This is a genomic window from Streptomyces rimosus subsp. rimosus (assembly GCF_000720725.1).
Lineage (GTDB): Bacteria > Actinomycetota > Actinomycetes > Streptomycetales > Streptomycetaceae > Streptomyces > Streptomyces rimosus_A.
Genome location: NZ_JOCQ01000065.1, coordinates 18,261 through 44,774, shown reverse-complemented (window position 1 = coordinate 44,774; position 26,514 = coordinate 18,261). Strand labels below are relative to the sequence as shown.

General features: G+C 73.5%; 25 protein-coding genes and 1 riboswitch. Of the genes, 17 read left to right on the top strand and 8 right to left on the bottom strand.

Going from position 1 to position 26,514, the window contains the following annotated elements; genetic code table 11:
* Window positions 1–133 precede the first annotated feature (133 nt).
* Entirely contained in the window at window positions 134–601 is a 468-nt protein-coding gene (gene bcp / locus IH45_RS0128475) for a thioredoxin-dependent thiol peroxidase (RefSeq protein WP_030674614.1), read from the bottom strand.
* 229 nt (window positions 602–830) lie between these two features.
* Here bcp and IH45_RS0128470 point away from each other — a divergent pair, with 229 nt between their 5' ends.
* The 3 genes from IH45_RS0128470 (at window position 831) to IH45_RS0128460 (ending at window position 2,162) form a co-directional block, all read left to right on the top strand.
* Window positions 831–1,151 carry a DUF3618 domain-containing protein gene (locus IH45_RS0128470; RefSeq protein ID WP_003984880.1) on the top strand — a complete coding sequence of 107 codons (321 nt, stop codon included), beginning with the start codon at window positions 831–833 and terminating at the stop codon, window positions 1,149–1,151.
* 147 nt (window positions 1,152–1,298) lie between these two features.
* Entirely contained in the window at window positions 1,299–1,601 is a 303-nt protein-coding gene (locus IH45_RS0128465) for a GroES family chaperonin (RefSeq protein ID WP_050515252.1), read from the top strand.
* Window positions 1,602–1,747: 146 nt separating this feature from the next.
* A riboswitch (guanidine-III (ykkC-III) riboswitch) is annotated at window positions 1,748–1,807 on the top strand.
* 34 nt (window positions 1,808–1,841) lie between these two features.
* Window positions 1,842–2,162 carry a DMT family transporter gene (locus tag IH45_RS0128460; protein WP_003984882.1) on the top strand — a complete coding sequence of 107 codons (321 nt, stop codon included), beginning with the start codon at window positions 1,842–1,844 and terminating at the stop codon, window positions 2,160–2,162.
* Between the two features lie 84 nt (window positions 2,163–2,246).
* Here IH45_RS0128460 and IH45_RS0128455 read toward each other — a convergent pair whose 3' ends face one another.
* Window positions 2,247–4,706: a transglycosylase domain-containing protein gene (locus IH45_RS0128455; protein ID WP_030674607.1), complete on the bottom strand. Its 2,460-nt coding sequence runs from the start codon at window positions 4,704–4,706 to the stop codon at window positions 2,247–2,249.
* Window positions 4,707–5,000: 294 nt separating this feature from the next.
* On the opposite strand from IH45_RS0128455, the gene IH45_RS0128450 reads away from it, so the two are divergent.
* From IH45_RS0128450 to IH45_RS0128435, 4 genes are read left to right on the top strand one after another with little or no spacing between them, the layout of a single operon-like run.
* Window positions 5,001–5,798, top strand: a complete 798-nt coding sequence (locus tag IH45_RS0128450; protein WP_030674605.1) for an ABC transporter permease — start codon at window positions 5,001–5,003, stop codon at window positions 5,796–5,798.
* Window positions 5,791–6,657: an ABC transporter permease gene (locus tag IH45_RS0128445; RefSeq protein WP_050515247.1), complete on the top strand. Its 867-nt coding sequence runs from the start codon at window positions 5,791–5,793 to the stop codon at window positions 6,655–6,657. The genes IH45_RS0128450 and IH45_RS0128445 overlap by 8 nt, the downstream gene beginning before the upstream one ends.
* An 8-nt stretch (window positions 6,658–6,665) precedes the next feature.
* The gene (locus IH45_RS0128440) at window positions 6,666–7,706 is read left to right on the top strand and encodes an ABC transporter ATP-binding protein (protein WP_030674599.1); all 1,041 of its coding nucleotides are present in this window, start codon (window positions 6,666–6,668) and stop codon (window positions 7,704–7,706) included.
* Window positions 7,707–7,723: 17 nt separating this feature from the next.
* Window positions 7,724–8,434, top strand: coding sequence for a DUF1707 domain-containing protein (locus IH45_RS0128435; protein WP_030674596.1), 711 nt, complete (start codon window positions 7,724–7,726; stop codon window positions 8,432–8,434).
* 136 nt (window positions 8,435–8,570) lie between these two features.
* Here the strand turns inward: IH45_RS0128435 and IH45_RS0128430 are convergent, their stop codons facing one another.
* Entirely contained in the window at window positions 8,571–9,899 is a 1,329-nt protein-coding gene (locus tag IH45_RS0128430; RefSeq protein WP_050515246.1) for an SGNH/GDSL hydrolase family protein, read from the bottom strand.
* 268 nt (window positions 9,900–10,167) lie between these two features.
* On the opposite strand from IH45_RS0128430, the gene IH45_RS0128425 reads away from it, so the two are divergent.
* The 4 genes from IH45_RS0128425 to IH45_RS0128410 all read left to right on the top strand — a co-directional run bounded on the left by IH45_RS0128425 (window position 10,168) and on the right by IH45_RS0128410 (window position 14,236).
* Window positions 10,168–11,541 (top strand): DUF445 domain-containing protein, encoded by a 1,374-nt coding sequence (locus tag IH45_RS0128425; protein WP_394298717.1) that lies wholly within the window; start codon window positions 10,168–10,170, stop codon window positions 11,539–11,541.
* 75 nt (window positions 11,542–11,616) lie between these two features.
* Complete coding sequence (locus tag IH45_RS0128420) at window positions 11,617–12,426, top strand: class E sortase (RefSeq protein WP_234440710.1); 810 nt, start codon at window positions 11,617–11,619, stop codon at window positions 12,424–12,426.
* Window positions 12,427–12,437: 11 nt separating this feature from the next.
* Window positions 12,438–12,671, top strand: a complete 234-nt coding sequence (locus tag IH45_RS0128415) for a DUF3311 domain-containing protein (RefSeq protein ID WP_030674586.1) — start codon at window positions 12,438–12,440, stop codon at window positions 12,669–12,671.
* Window positions 12,668–14,236, top strand: coding sequence for a sodium:solute symporter family protein (locus tag IH45_RS0128410; RefSeq protein WP_030674583.1), 1,569 nt, complete (start codon window positions 12,668–12,670; stop codon window positions 14,234–14,236). The genes IH45_RS0128415 and IH45_RS0128410 overlap by 4 nt, the downstream gene beginning before the upstream one ends.
* Here the strand turns inward: IH45_RS0128410 and IH45_RS0128405 are convergent.
* From IH45_RS0128405 to IH45_RS0128395, 3 genes are all read right to left on the bottom strand, one after another.
* On the bottom strand, window positions 14,214–15,299 hold the full coding sequence (locus tag IH45_RS0128405) for an SCO0930 family lipoprotein (protein WP_234440709.1): 1,086 nt from the start codon (window positions 15,297–15,299) through the stop codon (window positions 14,214–14,216). The genes IH45_RS0128410 and IH45_RS0128405 overlap by 23 nt on opposite strands.
* Window positions 15,300–15,437: 138 nt before the next feature.
* Entirely contained in the window at window positions 15,438–17,009 is a 1,572-nt protein-coding gene (locus IH45_RS0128400) for an NADH-quinone oxidoreductase subunit NuoF family protein (protein WP_050515245.1), read from the bottom strand.
* On the bottom strand, window positions 17,006–17,716 hold the full coding sequence (locus tag IH45_RS0128395) for a hypothetical protein (protein ID WP_234440708.1): 711 nt from the start codon (window positions 17,714–17,716) through the stop codon (window positions 17,006–17,008). The genes IH45_RS0128400 and IH45_RS0128395 overlap by 4 nt, the downstream gene beginning before the upstream one ends.
* 409 nt (window positions 17,717–18,125) lie before the next feature.
* On the opposite strand from IH45_RS0128395, the gene IH45_RS0128390 reads away from it, so the two are divergent.
* The 5 genes from IH45_RS0128390 (at window position 18,126) to IH45_RS0128370 (ending at window position 23,449) form a co-directional block, all read left to right on the top strand.
* Window positions 18,126–19,181, top strand: coding sequence for a PucR family transcriptional regulator (locus tag IH45_RS0128390; protein ID WP_030674569.1), 1,056 nt, complete (start codon window positions 18,126–18,128; stop codon window positions 19,179–19,181).
* Window positions 19,182–19,374: 193 nt separating this feature from the next.
* Window positions 19,375–19,683, top strand: a complete 309-nt coding sequence (locus IH45_RS0128385) for a DUF6412 domain-containing protein (protein WP_030674566.1) — start codon at window positions 19,375–19,377, stop codon at window positions 19,681–19,683.
* Between the two features lie 92 nt (window positions 19,684–19,775).
* The gene (locus IH45_RS0128380; RefSeq protein WP_030674564.1) at window positions 19,776–20,543 is read left to right on the top strand and encodes a YidC/Oxa1 family membrane protein insertase; all 768 of its coding nucleotides are present in this window, start codon (window positions 19,776–19,778) and stop codon (window positions 20,541–20,543) included.
* A 137-nt stretch (window positions 20,544–20,680) separates the two neighbouring features.
* Window positions 20,681–21,538 carry a fumarylacetoacetate hydrolase family protein gene (locus IH45_RS0128375; RefSeq protein WP_030674562.1) on the top strand — a complete coding sequence of 286 codons (858 nt, stop codon included), beginning with the start codon at window positions 20,681–20,683 and terminating at the stop codon, window positions 21,536–21,538.
* A 129-nt stretch (window positions 21,539–21,667) separates the two neighbouring features.
* The gene (locus tag IH45_RS0128370) at window positions 21,668–23,449 is read left to right on the top strand and encodes a choice-of-anchor A family protein (RefSeq protein WP_063763064.1); all 1,782 of its coding nucleotides are present in this window, start codon (window positions 21,668–21,670) and stop codon (window positions 23,447–23,449) included.
* A gap of 7 nt (window positions 23,450–23,456) precedes the next feature.
* On the opposite strand, the gene IH45_RS0128365 is transcribed toward IH45_RS0128370, so the two are convergent.
* Together IH45_RS0128365 and IH45_RS0128360 are read right to left on the bottom strand one after the other, a co-directional pair.
* Window positions 23,457–23,975: a heme-degrading domain-containing protein gene (locus IH45_RS0128365; protein WP_030674558.1), complete on the bottom strand. Its 519-nt coding sequence runs from the start codon at window positions 23,973–23,975 to the stop codon at window positions 23,457–23,459.
* 14 nt (window positions 23,976–23,989) lie between these two features.
* Entirely contained in the window at window positions 23,990–25,087 is a 1,098-nt protein-coding gene (locus IH45_RS0128360) for a Gfo/Idh/MocA family oxidoreductase (protein WP_030674556.1), read from the bottom strand.
* Between the two features lie 56 nt (window positions 25,088–25,143).
* On the opposite strand from IH45_RS0128360, the gene IH45_RS0128355 reads away from it, so the two are divergent.
* Window positions 25,144–26,379: an ROK family protein gene (locus tag IH45_RS0128355; protein ID WP_394298716.1), complete on the top strand. Its 1,236-nt coding sequence runs from the start codon at window positions 25,144–25,146 to the stop codon at window positions 26,377–26,379.
* Window positions 26,380–26,514 lie beyond the last annotated feature (135 nt).

Here is a 26,514-nt window from a genome sequence, read left to right as displayed (position 1 = left end):
GCCGTCGCGGGGGGCCTGCGCGGGGCGGCCGGCGCGGGCCGGGGGCTCTCGGCATCCGTCCCGCGCCCCGGCCGTCTCGCCCCGCCCCCCGTCCGGCCCAATGCGCCCTTACGGGCTCAGGCCCGTGTCCGCCTTACAGCCCCAGATCCTTGATGATCTTGGCGACGTGGCCGGTGGCCTTCACGTTGTACAGCGCGCGCTCGACCTTGCCCTCCTCGTCGACGATCACGGTGGAGCGGATGACCCCGGTCACGACCTTGCCGTACAGCTTCTTCTCGCCGTAGGCGCCGTACGCCTCCAGGACCTTCTTCTCGGGGTCGCCGAGCAGCGTGACCGACAGCTCCTCCTTCTCGCGGAACTTCGCGAGCTTCTCCGGCTTGTCGGGGGAGATGCCGATGACGTCGTAGCCGTGGCCGGCCAGGAAGTCGAGGTTGTCGGTGAAGTCGCAGGCCTGCTTGGTGCAGCCGGGGGTCAGCGCGGCCGGGTAGAAGTAGACGATGACCTTGCGGCCCTGGTGGTCGGCGAGCGAGACCTGCTCACCGTCCGCGTCGGGGAGGGTGAAGGCGGGGGCGGTGTCGCCGGGCTGCAGTCGCTCGCTCATGGCTCTCCTTGAGGCGTGGGTGGGGCATGGGTGGGGCGTGGGTGGAGCTGGTCGCGGCGGTACGCGGTGATCGCGTACGGGACGGGTGCGCGAGCGGGTCGCGCCTCCGTTTCTGCCACGTCCCGAGGTTACTGAGCCGCCCGAAAAGGGGGTGCTGTGGGGCGCCGGGGCCGGTGGGCTGACAGACTGTCCGCACGGAAGACGGATCTAGACGACCGGAGGCAGCGCGGTGTCGGAGGCCAGGACCCCTGCGCAGATCGAGAAGGACATCGTCCGCAGGCGGCAGGAGCTCGCCGTCACGCTGGACGAGATCGGCGTGCGGCTGCACCCGAAGACGATCATGGGCGACGCCAAGGCGAAGACGGCGGCGGCCGTGGACCGCACGGCGGGGCGGGCCTATGTGGCCGCCAACCGCGCGGTCTCGGACATCCGCGCCCAGCTCGTGTCGGAGGACGGCGCGCCCCGTCTGGAGCGCGTGGTGCCGCTGGCGATGATCGGCGTGGCCGTCGTGGGGCTCCTGGTGGTGGGCTCGAAGCGCCGCCGCTCCTGAGACTCCGGGCACCCCTGTCCCGGGGCCTTGCGCGCCGCCGTTCCCGGACCGGCCCCGGCGCGTGCGCTGTCCGGTCCCGCGGCCAGGTACCGTCTTGCCGTGAGCCCGAATAACGCCAAGGACACCCACGACAAGCTGCCCATCCGGATGCTGCATGACCGGGTGCTGGTCCGTACCGACATCGCCGAGGGCGAGCGCCGTTCCACCGGCGGCATCGTCATTCCGGCGACCGCGGCCGTCGGCCGCCGCCTGGCCTGGGCCGAGGTGGTCGCGGTGGGGCAGAGCGTACGGACCGTGGAGCCCGGTGACCGGGTGCTGTACGACCCGGAGGACCGGGCCGAGGTCGAGGTGCGCGGCGTCGCGTACGTCCTGATGCGCGAACGCGATCTGCACGCGGTGGCGGCGGAGCGCCTGGAGGGCGCCGAGGACGCGACGGGGCTGTATCTGTAAGGGCTCGTCCGTACCTACGGCTCGTCCGTACCCGTGGGCCGTCCGAGCCCATGGGGCATCCGTACCCATAAGTCGTCCGTGCCCGTGCGGTACGGAGGAGACGGCGGGCGGTGACCGGGGTCACCGCCCGTTTTGCGTGGCTTTTGCTAAGGTCGGAGACATCCCGACGAGACGCGCCGTACCGGGTCACGACAAGACGACGCACCCCTGTAGAAGCTCGTTTTCCACGGAGGTGCCGTCATGGCATGGATCCTGCTCGTCGTCGCCGGCCTGCTGGAGGTCGGCTGGTCGATCGGCATGAAGTTCACCGAGGGGTTCACCCGGCTGTGGCCCAGCGTCTTCACGGGCGCGGGCATCGTCGCCAGCATGCTGCTGCTCTCGTACGCCGCCCGGACGCTGCCGATCGGTACCGCGTACGGCGTATGGGTCGGCATCGGCGCGGCGGGCGCCGCGATCGTGGGCATGCTGGTGCTCGGCGAGCCCGCCACCGCCGCGCGGATCTTCTTCATCTGCCTGCTGCTGGTGGCGGTGGTGGGGCTGAAGGCGACGTCGGGCCACTGAGGCCGGCCGGGGGCGCGCACGCGCCCCCGCGTCACGTCCCCGGCCCCCACATCACGCTCCGCCCCCCCGCATCACGCCCCCGCGTTACATCCCCGGGAGGTTCTCCCAGCCCCCGTAACCCCCGCCATAACCCCCGCCGTACCCGTTCATGCCCCCGTCCCCGCCGACCCCGCCGCCGATGCCGCCCCGGCCGCCGCCGACGCCGCCCGGGCCGCCGACCGTCCCGCCGTCGATGCCGCCGGTGGGCGGTTCCACGGTGGGCCAGTCCTGGGTGGGACCGGTCGTCGGTTCCTGGGTCGGGTACGTCGGGAAGCTGGGGCCCGGGGCCGTGGTGGGGCGGCCGGACGGCGGTTCGCCGGTGGGGCCGGTGGGCGGGGCGCTGTCGGTCGGGGACGCGGCGCTGCCGCTCGGCGACGCGCCGGACGCGCTCGGCTCCTGGGAGGGCTGCTGGTCGGCGCCCTCCTCCAGCTCCAGGTCGAAGTCCTTCTCCGGCTTTCCCTTCAGCGCGTCGGCCGTGTACTGGGCCCAGATCCGGGCGGGGAAGCCGCCGCCGTTGATGCGGGGCAGGCCGGCGGCGCCGTACAGCGGCTTCTGCGCACCGCTGTCCGGGTCCTGGCCCAGGACGGCGACGACGGTGGCCAGCTCGGGTGTGTAGCCCGCGAACCAGGCGGCCCGGTCCTCCTCCGCGGTGCCGGTCTTGCCGGCCGCCGGCCGCCCGGCGGCGCGCGCCTCGGCGCCGGTGCCGCCGGGGCTCTCGATGACGCTGCGCAGGATCGAGGTGGTGGTGTCCGCGGCGTTGCGGGGCACCGCGGTCTTCTCGCCGCGGTCCGGCAGCTCGACGGTCTCGCCGCCCTTGGTGGCCTTGCCGACGAGGCTGTACGCGCGCTGCTTGCCGTGGTTGGCGAGCGTTGCGTACACCTGCGTCATGTCCAGCACGCTGGGGGTGGCGGTGCCGAGCGAGATGGCGCCCTGGGAGGAGCCGAGGCTCGGCGTGTCCTTGGGGACGCCGAGGTCGATGGCGGTCTCCTTGACCTTCTGCGGGCCCACGTCCACGCCCATCTGCGCGTAGACGGCGTTGACGGACTTGTCGGTGGCGGTGCTGACGGTGATCGGGCCGTAGGAGCGGCCGTCCTCGTTCTCGGGGGAGAAGCCGGTGCCCCGGCCGTTGTTGACGGCCTCGCGCTTGTTGGTGCCGTCGTAGACGGTGTTCGGGGTGATCCGGCGGCCGTCCTGGGTGACCGAGTTGTTGGCGACCGCGGAGGAGAAAACGATCGGCTTGAAGATCGAGCCGACCTGGTAGTCGCGCCGGGTGGCGCTGTTGACGTACTGCCTGGCGTAGTCGATACCGCCGTACATGGCCACGACGTTGCCGGTGGCGGGGTCGATGGAGGTGCCGCCGGCGCGTACGTACCGGTCCGCCTTCGAGGTGCCCAGCTCGTCCATCAGCTTCTCGTCCACCGCCTTGACCAGCGCGTCCTGCCGCTTCTTGTCGATGGTGGTGGTGATGCGGTACCCGCCGGCGGCCAGCGTCTGGTCGTCGATGATGTCGTTCTTCGTCAGGTAGTCCCGGACCGCCTCGACGAGGTAGCCGCGCTGCCCGGACAGGCCGGTGGGCGGCTTGGCCTTGCCCGGGGTGGGGAACTTCAGCGTCGCCCGTTCGGACTCACTGATCCACTTCTTCTTGACCATGCCGTCCAGGACGTAGTTCCAGCGGTCCACGGCGCGCTGCCGGTTCTCCGGGTGGGCGGCGACGTCGTACGCGCTGGGCGCGTTGAGCAGGGTGGCGAGGTAGGCGCCCTCGGCGGTGGTGAGCCGGTCGGAGTTCTTGCTGTAGTACGCCTGCGCCGCAGCCTGGATGCCGTACGCGTTGCGGCCGTAGTAGCTGGTGTTGAGGTAGCCCTCCAGGATCTCGGACTTGCTGCGCTCGCGGTCCAGCTTGATCGCGATGAAGAACTCCTTGGCCTTGCGGGTGAGGGTCTGCTCCTGCCCGAGGTAGTAGTTCTTCACGTACTGCTGGGTGATGGTGGAGCCGGACTGCTTGCCCTTGCCGGTGACGGTGTTCCAGGCGGCGCGCAGCATGGCGACGGGGTCGACGGCGGACTCCGAGTAGAAGTCGCGGTCCTCGGCGGCCAGTACGGCTTCCTGGGTGGCCTTGGGGACCTGGCTGAGCGGGACGTTCTCGCGGTTGACCTTGCCGTCGCGGGCGATCTGGCTGCCGTCCGCGTACAGGTAGACGTTGCTCTGCGCCTGGGCGGCCTGGTTGGCGGCGGGGATGGGGACGAGGACGTAACCGGCGACCAGGCCGCCCGCGATCAGCAGCAGGATGAGCAGGAAGCCGCCCAGCACCATCCGCCAGGTGGGGATGACGCGCCGCCAGCCGGTGCGCTTCGGGCGGAACTTGCCGCCCTTCCCGCCGGAGCCGGAACCGGGGCCGGGCCCGGCCCCCGCCGGGCCGTCGCCGCCGGCCGAGGCCACCTTGGAGCGCGCGGCCCACCTCGGAACGCGGGGACCGGCCTTGCCGTCCTGCTGCGGATCGTCGCTCATGTCTGTAAGGACTCCTCGGCCGCCGCCGACGGTTGTACCGCGACGGGTCGGTGACGTGTCGGGCGAATCGCGCCCATAGCCGGAAAAGGAACTGTCGCCCGATACGAAACTCTCGCATCATGCCCTCCGGTCACGAGGGGCGGCGCGCACCTGTGACCGCTCCGTGACCGGCCGAATGGGGCGTTCCGTTCACCGGAACGGGTGAATAAATGCGTGGCCGGGTCCTCGCCCGCCGCACTAGGCTCCGGTGCCCGCGCCGGGCCGGCGCGCGGTCAGGAACGGGAGGCGCGGGACGTGTTGTACGCCGCCGTCGCAGCCGGGAGCTTCCGGCGCTACGCCACCTACCGTATCGCCACCGCCTCCGGTGTCTTCACCAACACCGTCTTCGGCTTCATCATCGCCTACACCTACACCGCCCTGTGGACCGCACGGCCTCATCTCGGCGGCTACGACCTGCCGCAGGCCCTGACCTACGCCTGGACCGGCCAGGCGCTGCTGGCCGCCACCGGGCTGCTGACCGGCGGCGGCATGGACGAGTTGCAGGAGCGCATCCGCAACGGGGACATCGCCGTCGACCTGCACCGGCCCGCCGACCTCCAGCTGTGGTGGCTGGCCGCGGACCTCGGGCGGGCCGCCTTCCAGCTGATCGGCCGGGGCCTGCTGCCGATGGCGGTGGGCACCCTGGCCTTCCCGTCGGCACTGCCCGCCTCCGCGGTGACCTGGCTGCTGTTCCTGGTGTCGGTGGCGCTCGGTGTGGTCGTCGGCTTCGCGCTGCGCTACCTCGTGGCGCTGACGTCCTTCTGGCTGCTGGACGGCGCGGGCGTGTCCCTGGTCGCCATGCTGCTGTGCATGTTCTGCTCGGGGATGGTGCTGCCGCTGAACGTCTTCCCCGGCGCCTTCGGCGAGGTGGTACGGCTGCTGCCCTGGTCCTCGATGCTCCAGGTGCCGGCCGACGTGCTGCTCGGTGTGCACGACGGCACGGGCGCCGCACTGGCGCTGGCCTTCCAGGCGGGGTGGGCGGCGGTGCTGCTCGCGGCCGGGCGGCTGCTCCAGTCCGTGGCGACGCGGAAGGTCGTGGTCCAGGGTGGCTGAGGACGGGGCGCGCGCCGGGGCGGCCGTGCGGGGGTTTGGCGGGGTGGCCGTACGGATCGGGGAGGGACTGCGGGCGTACGGGCTGATCGTGGCGATGTGGGTACGCTCCACACTCGCCTACCGGACGTCGTTCCTGCTGACCGCGCTCGGCCACTTCGCCGCCACCGGCCTGGACTTCCTGGCCATCCTGCTGATGTTCTCGCACATCACCGCCCTCGGTGGTTTCACGCTGCCCGAGGTGGCGTTCCTCTACGGCACCTCCAGCGCCGCGCTCGGTCTGGCGGACCTGGCCCTGGGCAGCATGGACCGGCTCGGCTCCCGGGTCCGCGACGGCACGATGGACGTCCTGCTCGTGCGCCCCGTACCGGTCTTCGCGCAGGTCGCGGCCGACCGCTTCGCGCTGCGCCGGCTCGGCCGGATCACCCAGGCGGCGCTGGTGCTGGGCTGGTCGCTGACCCGGGTGGAGGTGGCGTGGACGCCGGGCAAGGTGCTGCTGGTGCCGTTGATGGTGCTGTGCGGTGCGGTGATCTTCGCGGCGGTCTTCACCGTCGGCGCGGCTTTCCAGTTCGTCGCCCAGGACGCCGCCGAGGTCCAGAACTCGTTCACCTACGGCGGATCGACTCTCCTTCAGTACCCGCCCACCGTCTTCGCCAAGGACCTGGTGCGCGGCGTCACCTTCATCGTGCCGCTCGCCTTCGTCAACTGGCTGCCCGCGCTGCGCCTGCTGGGGCGCGACGATCCGCTCGGGCTGCCGGGCTGGGTGGACTTCCTCGGGCCCGTGGTGGCGGCGCTGATGTGTGGGGTGGCGGGGCTGGCCTGGCGGACGGGCCTGCGGAACTATCGGAGCACGGGGAGCTGAGGGACGGCATGCGAGTCGGTACGCGGGACACGGCGCCGGGCGCCCGGCGCCAGGAGGAGCCGGACGGAACGGGCCGTCGCGAGGAGCACGGCTTCATCGAACTGGACGGCGTGGAGAAGGTCTTCCACGTACGGCGCAAGGCGGGGCGGCTGCGACGGGTACGGGAAGAGGTGCGGGCCGTCGACGGCATCAGCTTCAGCGTGCCGCGCGGCGCGATGGTCGGCTACATCGGCCCGAACGGCGCGGGCAAGTCCACCACCGTCAAGATGCTCACCGGCATCCTGGTGCCCAGCGGCGGCCGGCTGCGGGTGGCGGGCATCGACCCCGCGCGCGAGCGCACCCGGCTCGCGCGCCGCGTCGGGGTGGTGTTCGGGCAGCGGACGACGCTGTGGTGGGACCTGCCGCTGAAGGACTCCTACGAGCTGGTGCGGCGGATGTACCGGGTGCCGGAGGCCGCCTACCGCCGCAACCTGGAGCGCTGCGTCGAACTGCTCGACCTGGGGCCGCTGTTGCCCGTCCCGGTACGCCAGCTCTCGCTCGGGCAGCGGATGCGCGGCGACATCGCGGCGGCGCTGCTGCACGATCCGGAGGTGCTCTACCTCGACGAGCCGACCATCGGCCTGGACGTCATCAGCAAGGCGAAGGTCCGCGGCTTCCTGCGCGAGGTGAACGCGGAGCGCGGCACGACCGTCCTGCTGACCACCCACGACCTGACCGACATCGAGCAGCTGTGCCGCCGGGTGATGGTGATCGACCACGGGCGCCTGGTGTACGACGGCGGCCTGGACGGGCTGCACGCCGTGGGGCGCAGCGAACGGACGCTGGTGGTGGATCTGGAGCGGGAGCTTCCGCCGATCGAGGGCGTGCCCGGCGCCCGTACGGTCAAGGTGGAGGGCCCGCGGCAGTGGCTGGCCTTTCCGGCGGCGCAGAGCGCGGCGCCGGTCGTCTCGGCGGTGGCGGAGCGCTATCCGCTGGTGGATCTGTCGGTGCGGGAGCCGGACATCGAGGACGTCATCTCGCGGATGTACGCGGGCAGTACGGCGCCGTAAGGCATTAATCTGTCCGTATGACTGACGAACTCCCCGATCTGCGCGCTTCGGACGCCGACCGTGAGCGGATCGCCGAGATCCTGCGCGAGGCGCTCGCCGAAGGCCGCCTGGAAATGGAGGAGTTCGACGAGCGGCTGACCGCCGCGTACCAGGCGCGTACGGTCGGCGCACTGAAGCCGCTGGTCGCGGACCTGCCGCAGCCGAACGACGACCGGACGGCGGCCACCCGCGCCGCCCCCGGGACGCTCACCTGGCGCGAGCGGATCGGCGGCGAGCCGACCTCCCGAGGGGCCTTCGCGTTCTGGAGCGGTTTCTCCCGCAAGGGGCGCTGGACGGTGCCGCGGACGTTCACCGCCGGGGTGTTCCAGGCGGGTGGCGAGATCGATCTGCGGGACGCCCATTTCGAGGCGGGCGAGGTCACGGTGCGCTGCTTCGCGCTGATGGGCGGCATCGATGTCGTGGTGCCGCCGGGCGTCGAGGTGCAGGTGACGGGCTGGGGCTTCATGGGCGGCTTCGACAACGGTGACGGCGAGCCGGGGGACCCGGGCGCCCCGCGTGTGAAGATCACGGGCTTCGCGATGATGGCCGGCGTCGGGGTCCGGCGCAAGATGTCCAAGAGGGAGAAGGAGCGGCTCAAGCTGGAGCGCGAGCGGCAGGCGGAGTCGGCGCTGCCGAGCGACCGGGACCGGCGTGAGGTGCCGGACCGGCTGCGCAAGGAACTGGACTGAGAAGGAACCGGGCCGAGAGGGGCCGGGCCGAGAGGGCCTGGACTGACGGCAGGCGGGCGGCTCGCCGCGCCGCCGTTACCGTCTCCCCTTGAGGCGGCTCGCCGCGCCGCCGTTACCGTCGTCCCCTTGAGGCGGCTCACGACGCCGCCGGTGCCCGCCCCTTGAGCTGCCGCAGGTTCACCGCTTCGGCCATCGCCCGGTAGCCCGCGTCGCTCGGGTGCAGATGGTCGCCCGAGTCGTAGGCGGGCCGCAGCCGCAGCGGGTTCCCCGGGTCGCGCAGTGCCTTGTCGAAGTCCGCGTACCGCTCGAAGACCTCCCCGGCGCGGATCTTCGCGTTGAGCGCCTGCCGTACGGAGTCCAGTTCCGCCCGGTAGCCGCGGTGTCCGCCGAACGGGGTGAGCGTGCTGCCGGTCACCTGGATGCCGCGTGCCCGCGCCCGCCGTACGATCTCCCGCATGCCGTCCGCCAGCTCCTCGGGGTCGAGTCGGCGCGGTGACTTGAACAGGTCGTTGAGGCCGATCTCCACGATCACCGATCGCACGCCCGCACGGGAGAGCACGTCGCGCTCCAGCCGCGACAGCACGCTCGGCCCCCCGCTCACCGACCAGCGGCTGCCGTCGGTCAGCAGGCGGTTGCCGCTGATGCCCTGGTTGAGGACGCCGTATCGCGGCGCGCCCGGCTCGGTGCGCAGCCGGGCCGCGAGGAAGTCCGGCCAGCGGTGGTTGGTGTCCGGGGTGGAGGTGCTGCCGTCGGTGATCGAGTCGCCGATGGCGGCGACGGCGCCGTCGGTGTGCGGGCCGCGCACGTCCACGCCGGTCAGATAGCGCCAGGAGGTGACCTTCTTGGTGTAGTCGGCGCCGGTGGTGTCGGCGGCCCGGTCGCCGCGCGCCAGGTAGGACGTCTGGCGGGCGTGCGGGTGGTAGGTGACAGGCCCGGAGGGGGCCGGGGAGTAGGTGGTGACCAGCAGGTCGGCGGCGGGCGGCACGGTCAGCCGGACCGGGTCGCTGGTGACCCCGCCGCCCGCCGGGACGGTCACGCCGGGCCGTCCCGAGAAGGTCAGCCGTCGCATGGTGCCGGGCGCGGCGGCCGGGGTGCCCGGCGCGGCGGCGCGGGCGATCGAGGCGTGGCGGATGGCCAGCGGGCGGGTGCCGAGGAGGTTGGAGAGCTGGATGCGGGCGCTGGTGCCGCCGATGCTGGTGTGCACCACGTTGCGGATGGACGTCCCCGCGTAGCCGTCCACGTTGCCGGGCTCGACGGCTGCCGCGGCGGCCGACCAGGTACCGGTCCACCGGTCGGCGGCGGGCCCCGGTCTGCCGTCCTCGGTACCTCCGGCACTGTCGCCGTCCGGGCCGAGCAGGACCACCGCGGCGATGAGCGCGACCAGCGCCACCAGCCCGGCGGACAGGGCGCGGACCCCTCTGGCGGACAGGAGCCCGCCGAAGGACAGGACCCCTCTGGTGGACATGCGGCACAGTCTCCTGGGGGACGCGGAGCGGGGTGCTCCGGGCGGGCACAGAGCGGCGTGTGTCAGCGGCGTGGTCCGGTCGGTCCTCATGCTGCCACGCGTGCCCGCCGTTCCGCCCGGCAGCCTCGGGACCCGGCGGGCCGGACGCGGGAACTCGTGGTTCGCCGCCGGAGTAGGACACAGTTGAACGCACGTACCGGCACGGAGCGGGGCACCCGCCGATACGGACGGTCCGATCGGGTGCGAGCGGATGGAACGGATGGAACGCATGAAGACGGACGTGATTCCCGGGGCGGATACGGCCGCGGGAGCGGGCGGGACGCCCTCCGGCGGCGCGCACGCGGGCAGCGGCCGGGTCCGTGGCCCGGTGCCGCCCGGCGGCTTCCCGTACAGCCCCGCCGACGAGGCGAAGCGGCGCGGCGTACGGCGCATGAAGACCCTGGCGACCTGCCTGCTGGTCGGTGTCGCCCTGGTCTACGCCCTCGCCACCTGGGCGAAGGCCGCCGGGGCGGGCGGCTGGGCGGGCTATGTGGCGGCGGCGGCCGAGGCCGGCATGGTCGGCGCGCTGGCCGACTGGTTCGCGGTCACCGCCCTGTTCAAGCGCCCGCTGGGGCTGCCGATCCCGCACACCGCGATCATCCCGACGAAGAAGGACCAGCTGGGCGTGAGCCTCGGCGACTTCGTCGGGGAGAACTTCCTGTCCGGCGAGGTGGTACGGCAGCGGCTGCGCAAGGTCGGCATCGGCCGCCGGCTGGGCGCCTGGCTCGCCGAGCCGAAGAACGCCGACCGGGTGACGGCGGAGCTGTCCACCGCGCTGCGCGGCGCGCTGACCGTGCTGCGCGACTCCGACGTGCAGGCGGTGGTCGGCGAGGCGATCACCCGGCGGGCCGACGCGCAGGAGGTGGCGCCGGGACTGGGCAAGATGCTGGAGAAGGTCGTCGCGGACGGCGGCCACCGGCGGGTGGTGGACCTGGTCTGCGTACGGGCCCACGACTGGCTGGCCGCGCACAGCGACTCGGTGATGACGGCGGTCTCCGGCGGCGCGCCCGGCTGGACGCCGCGCTTCGTGGACCGCAAGGTCGGCGAGCGGGTCTACAAGGAGCTGATGCGCTTCGTCACCGAGATGCGGGACATGCCCGAACACCCGGCGCGTGGCGCGGTGGACCGTTTCCTCAGGGACTTCGCGAGCGACCTCCAGTCCGACACCGACACCCGTGAGCGGGTCGAGCGCCTGAAGTCGGAGGTGCTGGGGCGTGGCGAGGTGCAGGATCTGATCGCCTCGGCGTGGAGTTCGGTCCGCACCATGATCGTGGCGGCGGCCGAGGACGAGAACAGCGAGCTGCGGCAGCGCACCCGGGCGGCGCTGCTGTCGCTGGGGCAGCGGATGGCCGGGGACGGGCGGCTCCAGGGCAAGGTGGACGGCTGGCTGGAGGGCGCCGCGGTCTACGTGGTGACGACGTACCGCGACGAGATCACCTCCCTGATCACCGACACCGTGGCGAGCTGGGACGCCGAGCACACCTCGAAGAAGATCGAGGCGCACATCGGGCGCGACCTCCAGTTCATCCGGATCAACGGCACGGTCGTCGGCGCGCTCGCCGGGCTGTGCATCTACACGGTGTCGCGGCTGCTGGGCGGCTAGCGCGCGCGGGACGCCGGCCGGTGCGCGGGGGCGTCACCTCTGGAAGTCTCCCGCCGCAGGCCCTACCGTGCCCGCGTGCGCGAGCGGATACCGGTGGTGGTGCAGGGGCAGCGGCGACGGCCGCCCGCCATACGGGTGCTGTGGGCGGGCGCGGAGCTGGCGGTGACGTTCGGCGTGCTCGTGCTGCTGCTGGTCGTACACCAGCTGTACTGGACCAACCGGCAGGCACAGGCCGGCGCGCGTGACCAGGTGGCGCGGCTGGAGCAGCAGTGGGACGCCTGGCGCGCGCCGTCCGCCGGACCGCCGCCCGGTACCACCACCCCGAAACCGAAACCGAAACCGAAACCGAAACCTGAGCCGGAGCGGGACGGCGCCCCAGTGAACCAGAAGTTCCGCAGCGCTTCGGTGGACGCCCCGCCGCCACGCCCCCGCCGCGACGACGCGTACGCGGTCCTGCGCATCCCACGCCTGGGCCTGACCGTCCCCGTCGCCGAGGGCACCGGCCGGGCCGCCGTCCTGAACAAGGGTTACGCGGGCCACTACGCGCACACCGCGCAGCCCGGCGAGCAGGGCAACTTCGCACTGGCCGGGCACCGCAACACGCACGGCGAACCGTTCCGCCACCTCGACCGGCTGCGGCCCGGTGACACGGTCGAGGTGGTCACCGCGGCCGTCCGTTACATGTACGCGGTCGACCGGATCCTGCCGCGTACCGCTCCCTCCGACGGCACGGTCACCGCCCCCGTCCCGTACAGCAGTGCCCATCCGGCGTACCGCTACGCCGAGCCGCGCGCCTATCTGACGTTGACGACCTGTACGCCGGAGTACTCCTCGGCGTACCGGCTGGTGGTGTGGGGCCGCCTGACGGACGCGGCGCCCCGATAGGCTCAGCGGCTGTGCTGAAACGTCCCACGCTGCTGTGGCTCCTGGTCCCCCATGTGCTCTACCTCGGTGTGCTGCCGCTGGTGAACCGCGTGACGCCGACCGTCCTCGGGCTGCCCTTCCTCGTCTTCTGGATGCTGCTCGCGACGCTGCTGACGCCCGCCGCGGTGTGGCTGGCCTGGCGCGGCGACCGGAAGCGGGCCGCGCGGCGGCCCGCGGCACCGGCCGGAGAGCGGGGCGCGGCGTGAACGCGACCATCGCCACCTCCATCTTCGCCGCGTTCATGGTGCTGACGCTGGCCCTGGGCCTGCTGGCGGTGCGCGGCGGCGGGCGCGGCAAGGGCGGGCTGGCCGAGTGGTCGGTGGGCGGCCGCAGCCTCGGCACGGTCTTCATCTGGGTGCTGATGGCGGGCGAGAGCTACACCAGCTTCAGCTATCTGGGCGCGGCGGGCTGGGGCTACAACTTCGGCGCCCCGGTCCTCTACGTCCTGGCGTACATGTCCTGCGGCTACGCGATCGGCTTCGTGGTCGGCCCGATGCTCTGGTCGTACGCGCGCCGGCACGGCCTGGTCGGCATCACCGACCTGGTGGCGCACCGCTACGGGCGGCGCTGGCTCGGTACGGCGGTGGCGATCCTCGCCACGGTCTGCCTGCTGCCGTACATCCAGCTCCAGATCACCGGCATGGGTGTGGTCGTGACGACCATCTCCTACGGCGCGATCAGCCTGAACTGGGCGTACTTCATCGGCTTCGCGGTGACCACGCTCTTCGTGGTGGTCAGCGGCCTGCGCGGCAGCGCGTGGGTGTCGGTGCTCAAGGACGTGCTGGTGATCGCGACCCTGGCGTTCCTGGCCGTCTACGTACCGCAGCACTACTTCGGCGGCTACGGGCCGTTCCTGGACCGGATCGTCGCCGAGAAGCCGCAGTGGCTGACCTTTCCGGGCCACCACTCCGGCGGCCTGGACCAGGGCTGGTTCATCACCACCTCCCTCCTCAACTCCCTCACCGTCGTCATCTTCCCGACGACCGTCGCGGGCTACCTGGGCGCGCGCAGCGCCGACGCCCTGCGGCGCAACGCGGTGCTGCTGCCGTTCTACAACGTGCTGCTGTTCGTGCCGATGCTGCTGGGCATGGCGGCCCTGTTCGTGGTGCCGGGACTGACCGGCGCGGACTCCAATCTGGCGCTGTTCAAGCTGGTGGTGGACTCGCTGCCGGCCTGGCTGGTGGGCGTCACCGGCGTCGCGGCGGCGCTCTCCTCCATCGTGCCGATGGCCGTGTTCATGCTGGTCATCGGCACGATGTGGGGAAGGAGCGTGCTGGGCGCGGTGCCCCGGCTGGCGAACCGGCAGAAGCTGTGGTCGCAGGTGGTCGTGGTGGTGGCGGGCGCGCTGGCGCTGCTGCTGACGTACACCGCGCCGAACACCCTGGTGCGGCTCTCGCTCATCTCGTACGAGGGGATGGCGCAGCTCGTACCGATGATCCTGCTGGGGCTGGTGTGGCGGCGGCTGACGCTGTACGGGGCGGTCAGCGGGCTGGCCGTGGGCCTCGTGGTGGTCTGCGGGCTGGTGTTCACCGAGCACGACCCGGTGGGCGGTGTGAACGCGGGGATGGTGGCGCTGGCGGTGAACCTGGTGGTGGCGCTCGCGGTGACCTGGCTGGGACCGCGGCCCGTGGACGACCGGCCGGACGCCGAGGTGCTGGCGTCGGACCTGGACACGGGGGAGGACGGGCCGTCGGAAGCCGCCGGCACCGGCCGGGGCGCGGAGCCGGGGGCGGCGGGGGAGTCCGGGGTCAGCCCGTCGCCGGCGAAGTGATCTTCTTGCCCTCCGGGGACACGGCGAACCAGGTGCCCATCTTGCCCTGGCCCTTGACGTCCCCGGGCTGCTTGTCGCCGCTGAAGGTGTAGACCGGCCAGCAGTCGACGGCCAGCTGCTTGGTTCCGTCGGGGCGGGTGACGGTGCTGATCAGCTTGGCCGGGACGTCCTTCAGCTTGCTCTTGTCGGCGGGCGCCACGGGTTTCCAGGTGTCCAGGCAGGCGCCGTTGCACCCGAACCTCATCGGCCAGGCGCTGTCCTTGTTGAAGCGGTAGACCGTCCGGCCCTCCTTGTCGACCAGCAGTTTGCCCAGCTTGGGCTGGTCGAGGACGGAGACGTCGGTGGCGGGCCCGGCGGTGGCCTTCTTGCCGTCGGGCGCGAACGCGTTCCAGGTGCCGCCGACGCCGTGGCCCTTGGTGTCGCCCGGGGCGGTGTCCTTGGCGTAGCGGTACGCGGGCCAGCCGTCGATGGTGAGCTGCTTGCTGCCGTCGGCGCGGGTGACCGAGCCGAGGGCGCTCGCGGTCATGCCGGAGGCGGCGGCGGTGTCGTCGGCGGGAACCGGCGGCCAGGTGGTCGCGCAGGCGCCGGAGCAGGCGGAGTTGGGCGGCTTGGCGGTGTCCTTGTCGAAGCGGTAGAGCGTCATGCCCTTGCTGTCGGTGACGACCGGGCCCAGCTCGGGGGACTGGCGCAGGGCGAGGGTCCCGGCGGGGGCGCCCTGTGCGGCGGGGCGGCTGCTGTCGCCGGACGAGCCGTAGCCGTCACCGCCGGCCTGACCCTTGTCCGTACCGCTGTCAGCGCCGTAACCGTTGCCGCCGGTGCCGTAGCCGGCGGAACCGCCGCTGCCCGACTGGGCCTTGCCGTTGGCCACCGGCGCGGCGTTGGTGGTGCCGCCGGAGCCGCAGGCGGCGGTGAGCGCCATGACGGCGGCGGCCGTCACGGCCAGCGCGGCGTGCCGCCGCTGGGCGTCGGGGCGGTGGCCGGGGCGGCGAGCGGGGCGCGGGGCCCGGACGGCGTGGACGGTGGCCGCGCCGGTGGGCGGGTGCTGGTTCATGGTGCTCTTCATTGCTGGTCTCCTTCGGGATGCGGGGGTGTGCTGTCTGCGGGATACGAGGGGTGGGGAACCGGCGTTCAGGCGGGTCAGAAGTTGTCATCGGGGGACAGAACTCGCATCGAAGTGGCGCCCGTAATGGGGCCGCTCGGGTCAACCGCCGTCCTGGATGCGCAGCGCCAGCGCCGGGCAGCGGCGTACCGCGAGCTGTGCGCGGCGGCGCATCCGGGCGGGCAGCGGCATGGTGGCGCGCTCCGGATAGCCGTCGGCGCCGAGCCGGACCATGCCGGGTACGAGGTCGGCGCACAGGCCGTGGCCCTGGCAGAGCGTCCAGTCCACGAGCAGCCGCTGCTCGGGTGCTGGGGGCCGGGACGCGAGCGGGGCCGCGTGGCCACCGGCGTGCTGTCCGCCGCCGGTTCCGGGCGGGCCGTCGGCGCCGTACGCCCCCTCGCCCGTCACCGGCAGGACGCCCAGCACCGGACGGCCGCATCCGGAACCCTGTGCATGCGCGGCGAACTCCTCGGGGAAGGCGGCCAATGCCGAGGCGACGAAGCGTGCGGTGCCGTCGGGGTGGCTGCACGCGCCGCGCCGTTCCACGGCCCGCATCCGGGCCCGTACGGCATCCAGCGCGCGCTGCCCGCCACCACCCACCGCCTGGCCAAGGGCATCGGCAAGGGCGGGCAGACCCAGCACGCAAGGCCCGCACTGCCCGGCGGACTCGGCCGCCATCCAGCGCGCGACCCGTACGGTCTCGCCCGCCGGGCAGGTCCCCTCCGGCAGCGGCAGCACCGCGCCCGCCCCGAGCACCGCGCCGTGTGCGGCCAGGGCCTCGCGGGTGAGGACGGCCGTGGCGGCGGCGGACGGCGGCAGCCAGGTGCCGTGATAGCCGCCGATGAGCACGCCCTGACCAGGGCCGAGGCCACACAGGGCCAGTACGCGCGCGAGCGGCACCCCCGTCGGCGCTTCCACGACCCGCTCGCCGGCCACGGTCAGCAGGACGGTCCCGGGCTCGGCGGGGTCGCCGGTGTCGCGATAGCCGAGGGCGCCGAGCCGGGCGGCGACGGCGAGCTGGGCGTACGTCTCGGTGTTGGACAGCAGGGTGGGCAGGCCGTTGAGGCCGCGTTCGCTGGAGCGGACCTTGCGGCCCGAGGGCAGTCCGGGGCCCCGGTCGAGGCCGTCGGTGAGCGCGGTGCCCTCGCCGGTGACGAAGCGTTCCATCAGCAGCTGGGCCCGTACCGGCGTGGACAGCGGACCGCGCTCGGCGATCGCCCGGCGCACCGAGTGGGCCACGTCCGCGCGCGTCACCCCGATCGCGACCTCCTCCGCGCCGAGCGCCCGCGCGGCCAGCAGCGCCCCGTCCAGCACCAGGTGCGGCGCGTACAGCAGCAGTGCCGTGTCCTTGAGGCAACCGGGCTCGCCCTCACTGCCGTTGACGACCACGGCGGCGCGCCCGTCCGCGCGCCGCCGCCCCTCCAGGACAGCGCTCAGCTTGCGCGCGAAGGGGAAGCCCGCGCCGCCGCGGCCACGCAGACCGGTGTCCTCGGCCAGCGCCACCAGCTCGCTCGCGGACAGGTCGGGCGGACTGCCGTGCCGGGTGAGGTGCGCGACCCGGTCCAGCTGCTCCGTCCCGTCCAGCCCGGCCAGCAGCCGAGGCGGTCCGATCGCGGCGAGCGCCGGTAGGGCGGGCGCGTGCCCGATCACGGGGAGCACATGGCGGTACGTCATGGCCGCCCGCCGTGGCCGGGCCGGGCGGACCGAGCCCGCGGTCCCCCGCGATCAGTGCCCGGCGGTCGCCCACCCAGGACCTCGGCCTGCCGCGACGCCCGCACCCGCAGCCGCTGGACGAGCACCACCGCGACGCCCGCCACACACAGCAGGTATGCCGTCGTGGCCCAGCCGGCCGCCGGGCGGCCGGTCTTCAGGCCGTGCACCAGCGCCGCGCACCACGCCGCGTACGCGCCCATGTGCAGCAGCCGCCACCACCGCGACCCGCGGCGCGAGGTGAACGCGCCGCGTACCGCGCCCGTCACCGCCGCCGCGAGGAAGAGGTATCCGGCCAGCGTGCCGAGACCGATGAGCAGCGGGCGGCCGCCGTCGGCGAACGGCAGCGCCGCGGCCGTACCGCTGGTCCGGCCGCGGGCGACCTTCACCCCGATGTGCAGGGCGAGGAAGCCGAGTCCGGCGACGCCGGTGCCGCGGTGCACGGCCTGGGCGACCAGCCGGTGGCCGGAGTGCAGCAGCATCCGGTCGGTGGCGGCCAGGCCCCACAGCACCGTGCCGGTGAGCGAGACCAGCGCGAGCACACCGGCACCGAAATCCAGGAAGGCCAGCACTCGTTGGGGCGCGCCGGCCCGGGTGGCCACGGCCAGGAAGAGGAGCACGACGGCCGGCAGGACCGGGCGCAGGACGGTCCGCAGACGGGACGCGGGCATCGGACCTCCTTGAGGAGGGGAAGGGGGAGTGCGAAGTGCGAGCGGAATGGCGGCGTGCCGCGCGCGGCGGCCCGGCCGTAAGGGTTCGCGACGGCTCGTAACGGCTCGCGCCGCCGTGGGCAATTCGCCGAGGGATTAGCCACGGTTTTCCGTGACCGTGTCCCGCCGGGGTGCGCAAAGGCGGGTGCCGGACGGCGGTGTCCGGGGTGAGCAGCAGCATCACGGAAGGCCGCCGGAGCGTCCTGCGGTTTATCGCGCTGTGACAAATTCCTGCACCGGCATCGAAGTTACGCGAGGTAACTCCGGATGGTGCCCCTCCAGGCACGACCACCGCCCGGGGCGTCCCCGCACCACGCTGCCGGGCAGCAGGGCCGTCCTTCCTCCGCATCACACCAGGAACGAGGTAGCGATGTGTGATCTCCTGACCCGCATCTGGTCCCGCCCCCGCGGTGAATGGACCCGCGTTCTGAAGAAGGAACTCCCGGCGCTCGCCGGGAAGGTGACCGAGGAACTGCGGAGCGGATTTCCCGCCTTTTCCGCACTCCTCGCGGAAACCGGCGCCGAAGAGGCCCGCTGGGCCGTGGAACAGGCCATGCTGGTGGCGCTCGGCTACCAGGAGACCACGGAAAGCGCCCGGCATCCGAAAGACCTCGTCGTCACGCCGCTGCCGGTGGCGCCCGCCCGCCGCGAACTGTTCGCCGCGCTCTCCGGGACCAAGAACGTCTCCGACGTCGCCCTCTGCGAGGTGGCCCGCTGCGCCAGCTGGCCCGTACCGGGCTTCGTCCAGGCCGTCGCCCTCGCCTCGCCCGCCGAAGCGCACCAGCTGGCCGCCGCCCTCGGGGACGCCCTGATCGGCACGGTGGACGGCGACACCTGCCTGCTCGTGCCCGACCCCGGTACGCAGACCCGCCCCCGCCTGGAGGCCGCGCTCAAGGGGCGGCCGGCGGCGGTCGGCCACGCCGTACCGGCCGGTGACACCGCCTCCTCGCTGCGCTGGGCGCGCGCCCTGCTGGCCCTCTCGCCCGGCCGCGGCGGCCCCGACACGCGTCCGGCCTTCGTCGACGACCACCTTTCGGCGCTGCTCCTCCTCCAGGACGAATCGCTGGCGCGGGCGCTGTCCTCGCGCTGGCTGAGCCCGCTGGACGACCTGACGCCACGGCAGAGCGAGCGGCTGGAGGTCACCCTGCTGGCCTGGCTGGAAGGCGGTGGCGCGCCGGAGGCGGCGAAGGTGCTCCAGGTGCACCCGCAGACGGTGCGCTACCGCCTGCGGCAGATCGAGAAGCTCTTCGGTCCCGCGCTGCGCGATCCGCGCACCCGCTTCGAACTGGAGATGGCGCTGCGCAGCCGCCGCCTGATGGCCCACGTACGGCGCTACCGCTCACGGGCCGGGCGCCGGGCGCGGGCCGTCGCCTCCACCATCCGCCCGCTGGGCATGGCCCGGGAGGCCCGGGTCAACGGGCTGTGACGGGCGCCCCCTGACCGCGGCGGCTCCGGGCTTCCCCTCCGGGGCCGCCGCTCCGCCCGCCGCCGCTGCGGTTACGCTGGGGCGCACACCGGCGGTACGAACGGTGCGGCTCACACCGGCGGTACGAGCGGTGCGGCCCACTCCGGCCCTACGGCCGGTACGAACGATGCGGCTCACGGAAGGGAGCGGACACATGCAGCGCTTTGCCGACGCCTGGCGGCTGTACGTGGGCGCGCTCTTCTTCCTGCTCTCCGGGTTCCTGCTCGCGCAGAGCGGACTTGCCCCCGCGTTCGCCGCCGCCGCGACCACCGCCGCCGTGCTGCTGCTGCTGTGCCGCGCCTTCCTGGCCGCCGCACTCGCCCGGCCCGAACCGCCGGGCCGCGTCCGCACCGCCCTGCGCGACCGGGAACGCCGTACGGCCTTCCTGCCGCAGCGCGACCCCGACGCCGCCGGCCGACCGCGGCCCAGGGCACCCGGCCGTCCCCTCCCGACGGCCGCGTAGGCGCCCCACCTTCCGCACATGTCGCGGGGCCCGCGCGGCTCGTCACGCCGAATTCCCATCCCGGCACGACGAGACCCGTGGAGGGCTCACCCATGTCCGTTTTCTCCACCCTGGGCAGCGCGCTGTCCCAGGCCGCCGACGTCATCGCACCGCTCTTCGGCGCCTCCGCCACGGCCGCCGCGATCGTCCTTTTCACCCTGTGCGTACGGGCCGCCCTGCACCCGCTCGCCCGCGCCGCCGCCCGCGGCGAGAAGGCCCGCGCCGCACACGCCCCGCGCCTGGCCGCGCTGCGGCAGAAGTACGCGAAGGACCCCGAGCGGCTGCGGGAGGCGACGGCCGCGCTCTACGCCGAGACCGGCACCTCGCCGCTGGCCGGCTGCCTGCCCGCGCTCCTGCAACTGCCCGTCTTCTTCCTCATGTACCACCTGTTCACCGACGACGGCAGCGGCCTGCTCGGGCACACACTGCTGGGCGCGCCGCTCGGTGGCCACTGGTCGCAGGCCCTCGCGGACGGCGGCCCGTTCGGGGCACACGGTCTGGTCTACCTCGCGCTGTTCGCCCTGGCCGCGGCGGTCGCCTTCTGGAACTACCGGCGGGCGCGTACGACGATGGCGCGGAGCGCCGGGGAGGGCACGGCCGTCGACGGGGCGGTGCCCGGTCTCGGCGGGATGCTGAAGGTGATGCCGCTGCTGTCCTTCGGGACGCTGATCAGCGTCGCGGTGCTGCCGCTGGCGGCGGCGCTCTACCTCGTGACGACCACGGCGTGGACGGCGTGCGAACGGGCGCTGCTGCACCGGGACGGCGGCGTGGACCGTACGCGTGCGGAGGGGGCCGGGACCCGGGCCCGTACGGCCGGGTAACGGTCCAGTACGTGAACCGGGTCTTGCGGAGCGGACGCCGTTCTTGGACGATCGTCCGAATCGCTCGATGGCCGTCCCCATCGGCCGGTCCGGGAGAGCCCTCCCGGACCGACCCTTCGACCACGGGAGTTGTACCGATGAAGCTGCTGCGTGTCGGTTCGGTGGGGGCGGAACGCCCGGCGCTGCTCGACGATCAGGGCGCCCTGCGCGACCTGTCGTCGCTGGTCACGGACATCGACGGGGCCCTGCTGGCGGACGCCCCGGCCCTTGCGCGGATACGGGCGGCGGCCGCCGCCGGTGTGCTGCCGCGCCTGGACCCGGCCGGGCTGCGCACCGGCCCGCCCGTCGCCCGGATCGGCAAGGTCGTGTGCATCGGGCTGAACTACCACGACCACGCCCGCGAGACCGGCGCCGCCGTACCGGCCGAACCGATCGTCTTCCTGAAGGCGCCGGACACGGTCGTCGGCCCCGACGACCCGGTGCTGGTGCCGCGCGGCAGTGTGAAGACCGACTGGGAGGCGGAACTGGCCGTCGTCATCGGCCGGACCGCGCGCTACCTGGAGACCGACGACGAGGCCCGCGCGGCCGTCGCCGGCTACACGATCGCGCACGACGTCTCCGAACGGGAGTTCCAGATCGAACGCGGCGGCCAGTGGGACAAGGGCAAGAACTGCGAGACGTTCAATCCGCTGGGCCCGTGGCTGGTGACGGCCGACGAGGTGCCCGACCCGCAGGCGCTGGGCGTACGGCTGTGGGTCAACGGCACGCTGCGGCAGGACGGCACGACCGCCGGGCAGATCTTCCCGGTGGCCGAAGTGGTCCGTTACCTCAGCCGGTTCATGACCCTGTACCCGGGCGACGTCATCAACACCGGCACCCCGGCGGGCGTGGCGATGGGCTGCCCGGAGCCCAAGCCGTATCTGCGCGCCGGTGATGTGGTGGAGCTGGAGATCGACGGCCTGGGGCGGCAGCGGCAGGTGCTGAAGGCGGCCTGACGGCCACTCAGGAACGGTCGCGGTCGCGGGTGGCGGCCGGGCGGCCGGCTGTCGGCTGGACAGGGGGACTCGCCGTACGGGTGCGCGGGCCGTCCGGGTGCCCGGCCGACCCGCGCACATAGTGCGTATATGCCTGCAAAAAAGACAAAACGGTCCCATGTGGTGGGTGCCGCCGCGCTGGGAGCCGTCGCCGCCGTGCTCCTCGGCCTGTTCGCGGCGTTCGGCTTCGCGGCCCCGCTGCCCGACGGCCTCGGCCCGTGCCTGGGGAGCGGCTGCCCGTCCTCGTACGACGATCCGAACAACGGACCGGTGACCGGCCGGGACGAGAACCTCAACATCTTTGTCGGCGGGGACTTCCGTGTCGGCGGCTCGGCCGCGGAGGCCGAAGGGAAGATCGTCACTCTCGGCAACTTCGAGATGAACAAGACCGGCGGGTCCAGCGTCTACAACGTGGGCATCGTCGGTGTCGGCTCCCGGGTGCCGCCGCCCAACGGCTTCGACTTCCTGACCGTGGGCGGTGACGTCACCATCGCCCCCGGGCAGCGGCTGCTCGCCGAGGAGGGCAGCACGCACGGTGTCGTCGCCTACGAGGGCAGGCTCAGCGGCACCGTGATTCCCCAGGCGGACCAGCGGCCCGGCGCCGCCGACCCGTACCGCAGGCTGGTGCCCGACCTCACGGCGAGCAGCCGGTGCTACGCGCGCACCGGGGACGGGCCGCGGCCCGCGACCGGCACCGCCGTCAACCAGGGCTACTCGACGGTCTTCACCGGTGACGGCAGGTCCGCCCTCCAGGTCTTCAACGTCGACTTCGACCTGATGGGGCGCAACGGCGGCGCCCAGGGCATCACGTTCACCGGGATTCCGGAGGGCGCGACCGTCCTGGTCAACATGCTCGGGGACGCCCGCACGATCAACACGTACATCGGACACGACCTCCAGCCGCCCGGCATCCGGCAGCGGCTGCTGTGGAACTTCCCGGACGCGAACACGGTCGAGTTCAAGGGCGGCGCGCAGTTCCAGGGGAGTGTGCTGGTCGGCCGGCAGGGCAGCACGACGACGGTGTCGGTGCCGGGCATGAACGGCCGGTTCTTCACGGTCGGTTCGCTGGTGCACACCTCGACGTCCGGCGCCGAGATGCACAACTATCCGTTCGACGGGGATCTGCCGGACTGCGGGGGCCAGACTCCGTCGCCGAGTCCGACCGAGCCGTCGCCCTCGCCTACAGAGCCGTCGCCGAGTCCGACTGAGCCGTCGCCTTCGCCTACGGAGCCGACGCCGTCGCCGACCGAGCCGAGTCCGTCACCGACCGAACCGACGCCGTCGCCCACGGAGCCGAGTCCGTCGCCCACGGAGCCGTCGCCGTCGCCCACGGAGCCGTCGCCGTCGCCGACCGAGCCCAGCCCGTCGCCCACGGAACCGACCCCGACTCCGACCCCGACGCCATCGCCCACGGAGCCGAGCCCGACTCCGACCGAGCCGCCCCCGACTCCGAGTCCGACCGGACCCACACCATCTCCGACCGAACCCACACCATCTCCGACCGAGCCGTCCCCGTCTCCCACCGAGCCGTCCCCGTCTCCCACCGAGCCGACCCCCGGCCCGACCGACCCCACTCCGGGCCCGACCGAGCCGACCTCCGGCCCCACGGAGCCGACCCCAGCTCCGACCGACCCCGAACCGTCCCCCACCTCAGCCACTCCAACCCCGGCCCCAACCTCCACTCCCACTCCCACTCCCACCGACTCCTCCCACACCCCCGTCCCCAGTCCGGCCCCCACCGACGGTGGGGATCAGCTGGCGCACAGTGGCAGTGGGTTCCAGGATCCGATGTTCATCGGGGCGGCGGTGGCCGCCGTGATCTGTGGTGTGGTGCTCGTACTGATCATCCGCACCCGGCGCCGCTCCGGCTGACGCCCTGTCAGCCCTCCGGCTGCTGCTCGATGTAGCGCCCCAGGGCGTCGACCACCAGCGCGTGGTCGTCGCCCTGGGGGAGGCCGGAGACCGCTACCGTGCCGACGACACCCGTACCGCGCAGCCGTACGGGGAAGGCGCCACCGTGCGCGGCGTAGCGGTCCGGGTCGAGGCGGGACGATTCCTCGAAGGTCCGGCCTTTGGCGCGGAAACGGGCGCCGACCAGGTACGACGACTCCGCGTACCGTTCCACGACGCGGCACTTGCGTTCGATCCACGCGTCGTTGTCCGCCGACGTGCCGGGCAGCGCGCAATGGAACAGCTGCTGTCCGCCGCGCCGGATGTCCACCGTCACGGCCGCGCCGCGCTCGCGCGCCAGGTCCGTCAGCAGGCAGCCGAGCCGCCACGCGTCCTCGTTGCCGAAGCGGTCCAGGACCAGGCGGCGTTCCTGCTCCTCCAGTTCGCGGACCTGGTGGCGCGCGGCCTCCCGCTCGTCCGTGCCGTTCAGCACACCCGTGCCGTTCATGCCGTTCATGCTGCTCACGCCGACTCCTCGATCCGGACCGTGCGGCCCTCGGCCGCCGATGTCTTCGCCGCTTCCAGTACGCGCAGCGTGGCTGCCGCTTCCCGGGCGCTCACCGGCGGACGGCCGCCGGTGCGCAGGGCCTCCGCGACGGCGGCGTAGTACGCGGGGTAGTCGCCGGGCAGGGTCGGTACGGGGGCGCCGCCGCCGGTCAGCGGGGACTCCCCGGCGCCGATCCGGCCCCACGACGCCTCGGGTTCCGCGCCCCACCCGGCCGTGTTCCCGCCCGGCCGCAGGCCCTCGCGCAGCGCCGCCTCCTGCGGGTCCAGGCCGTACTTCACGTAACCCGCCAGGCTGCCCAGCACCCGGAAGCGCGGCCCGAGCTGGGCGGTGGTCGCGCTCACCCACAGGTGCGAGCGGACGCCGTTCGCATGGGTGAGGGCGAGGAAGGTGTCGTCGTCGGCCTCGGCACCCGGACGGCGCACGTCGGACTCGGCGTAGACCTGGGTGACCGGCCCGAAGAGGGCGAGCGCCTGGTCGGCGACGTGGCTGCCCAGGTCGTACAGCAGCCCGCCGATCTCGGCCGGGTCGCCGGACTCGCGCCAGCCGCCCTTCGGCTTCGGCCGCCAGCGCTCGAAGCGCGACTCGAAGCGCAGCACGTCACCGAGCGCGCCCTCGGTGATCAGCTTGTGCACCGTACGGAAGTCGTTGTCCCAGCGGCGGTTCTGGAAGACGGAGAGCAGCAGGCCGCGGTCGTCCGCGAGGGCGGCCAGCCGCTCGGCCTCGGCGGCCGTCCCGGAGAGCGGCTTGTCGACGACCACCGGCAGGCCGGCCTCCAGCGCCGCGGTGGCCAGCGGGACGTGGGTCTTGTTGGGGGAGGCGATGACGACCAGGTCCAGTTCGCCGGCGCGGGCCAGGACCTCGTCGGGGGTGGCGACCGTACGGACCTGGGGGTGCTCGGCGCGGGCCTGCGCCTGCCGGTCGGGGCTGCTGGTGGAGACGGTGTCCAGTACCAGGCCGCGGGTCGCGGCGATCAGCGGGGCGTGGAAGACCGAGCCGGCCAGGCCGTAGCCGATCAGGCCGACGCGGAGCGGTGTGCCGGGGGAGTCGTTCATGCGCTCCACTTAAGCAACGCTGTTGCCAAAGTGCAAGCAATGCGGACAATGGATGGGTGACCAGCCACGACCCCGATGAACGTGTCGCCGGACCGGCCCCCGCGCCGCCCGGTGATGCCACACCGGCCACCTCGCCGCGCGCCGCTGCTCCGGCCCCCGCGCCGCCGGGCGGCGGAGCCGGCCTGCCCGCGCTGCGCGGCCACAACGCCGCGCTGATGCTGGGGCTGCTGCGGGCGGCCGGTCCGGCGGGCGTCAGCCGGCTGGAGCTGGCCGCGCACACCGGCCTGACCCCGCAGGCCGTCAGCAAGATCCTCGCCCGGCTGCGGGTGGACGGCCTGGTCGCCGAGGCGGGCCGCCGCGCCTCCACCGGCGGCAAGCCGCCCACGGTGCTGCGCCTGGTGCCCGAAGCCCGGTACGCGATCGGCCTGCACCTGGACCGCGACGAGCTGACCGCCGTCCTCACCGACCTCGCCGGCCGCACCGTCGCCGCGCGGACCGCCCCGCTCGACCTCGGCGCGGGCGCCTCCGCCGTGCTCGACACGGTGGCCGGGCAGCTCGCGGCGCTCCCGGATGAGGCCCGCTCGTCCCGCGTCCTGGGCGTCGGCGCCGCCTGCCCCGGGCCGCTGGACCACACGGCCGGGGTGCTGCGCCGGGTCACCGGTTTCCCGGACTGGGACGGCTTCCCGCTGCGCGACGCGCTCGCCGAACGGCTCGGCCTGCCCGTCGTCCTCGACAAGGACACCAACGCCGCCGCCCTCGGCCTGGCCCGGCGCGCGCCGGACGGGCGCGGCTCGTTCGCGTACCTCCACCTCGGTACGGGTCTGGGCGCCGGCCTGGTGCTCGGCGGCGTGCTGTACCGGGGGGCCAGGACCGGCGCGGGGGAGTTCGGGCACCAGGTGCTGCAACTGGACGGCCCGCGCTGCGGGTGCGGCAAGCGCGGCTGCGTCGAGGCGCTGTGCCTCGACCGGGCGGCGCGCGGCGAGCCCGCCGAGGCGGCCCGCATCCTGGGCGTGGCCGCGGCCAACCTGGTGGAGCTGCTGGACATCGACCGGGTGCTGCTCGGCGGCCGTACGGTGCTGGCACGTTCCGATACGTATGTACGCGGCGTGGCCGGGGCCCTGGCCGAACAGGCCCGCATCCGGGGCGACGGCGGCACGTCCGCGATCCCCGTGGCCGTGGCCGAAGGGGGCGCGCAGGCGGTGGCGGACGGCGCGGCGCACCTCGTCCTCGCGCCGCTGTTCGGCGCGCCGGGAACGCCGTTCGGGGGCGGAGGGGCGGCGGAACCGCGCTGAACGTGCGGCATTCGGGCGATCGCAGGTGCGTACCGGGGCGTCGAGGCCCGGCGGGTGCACGCCCGTGGCAAGGTCCGGAACGACCGGTCATACGAGATACGAACGGTCCGGTCCGGGCCGCCCGTCCGCGCCGGG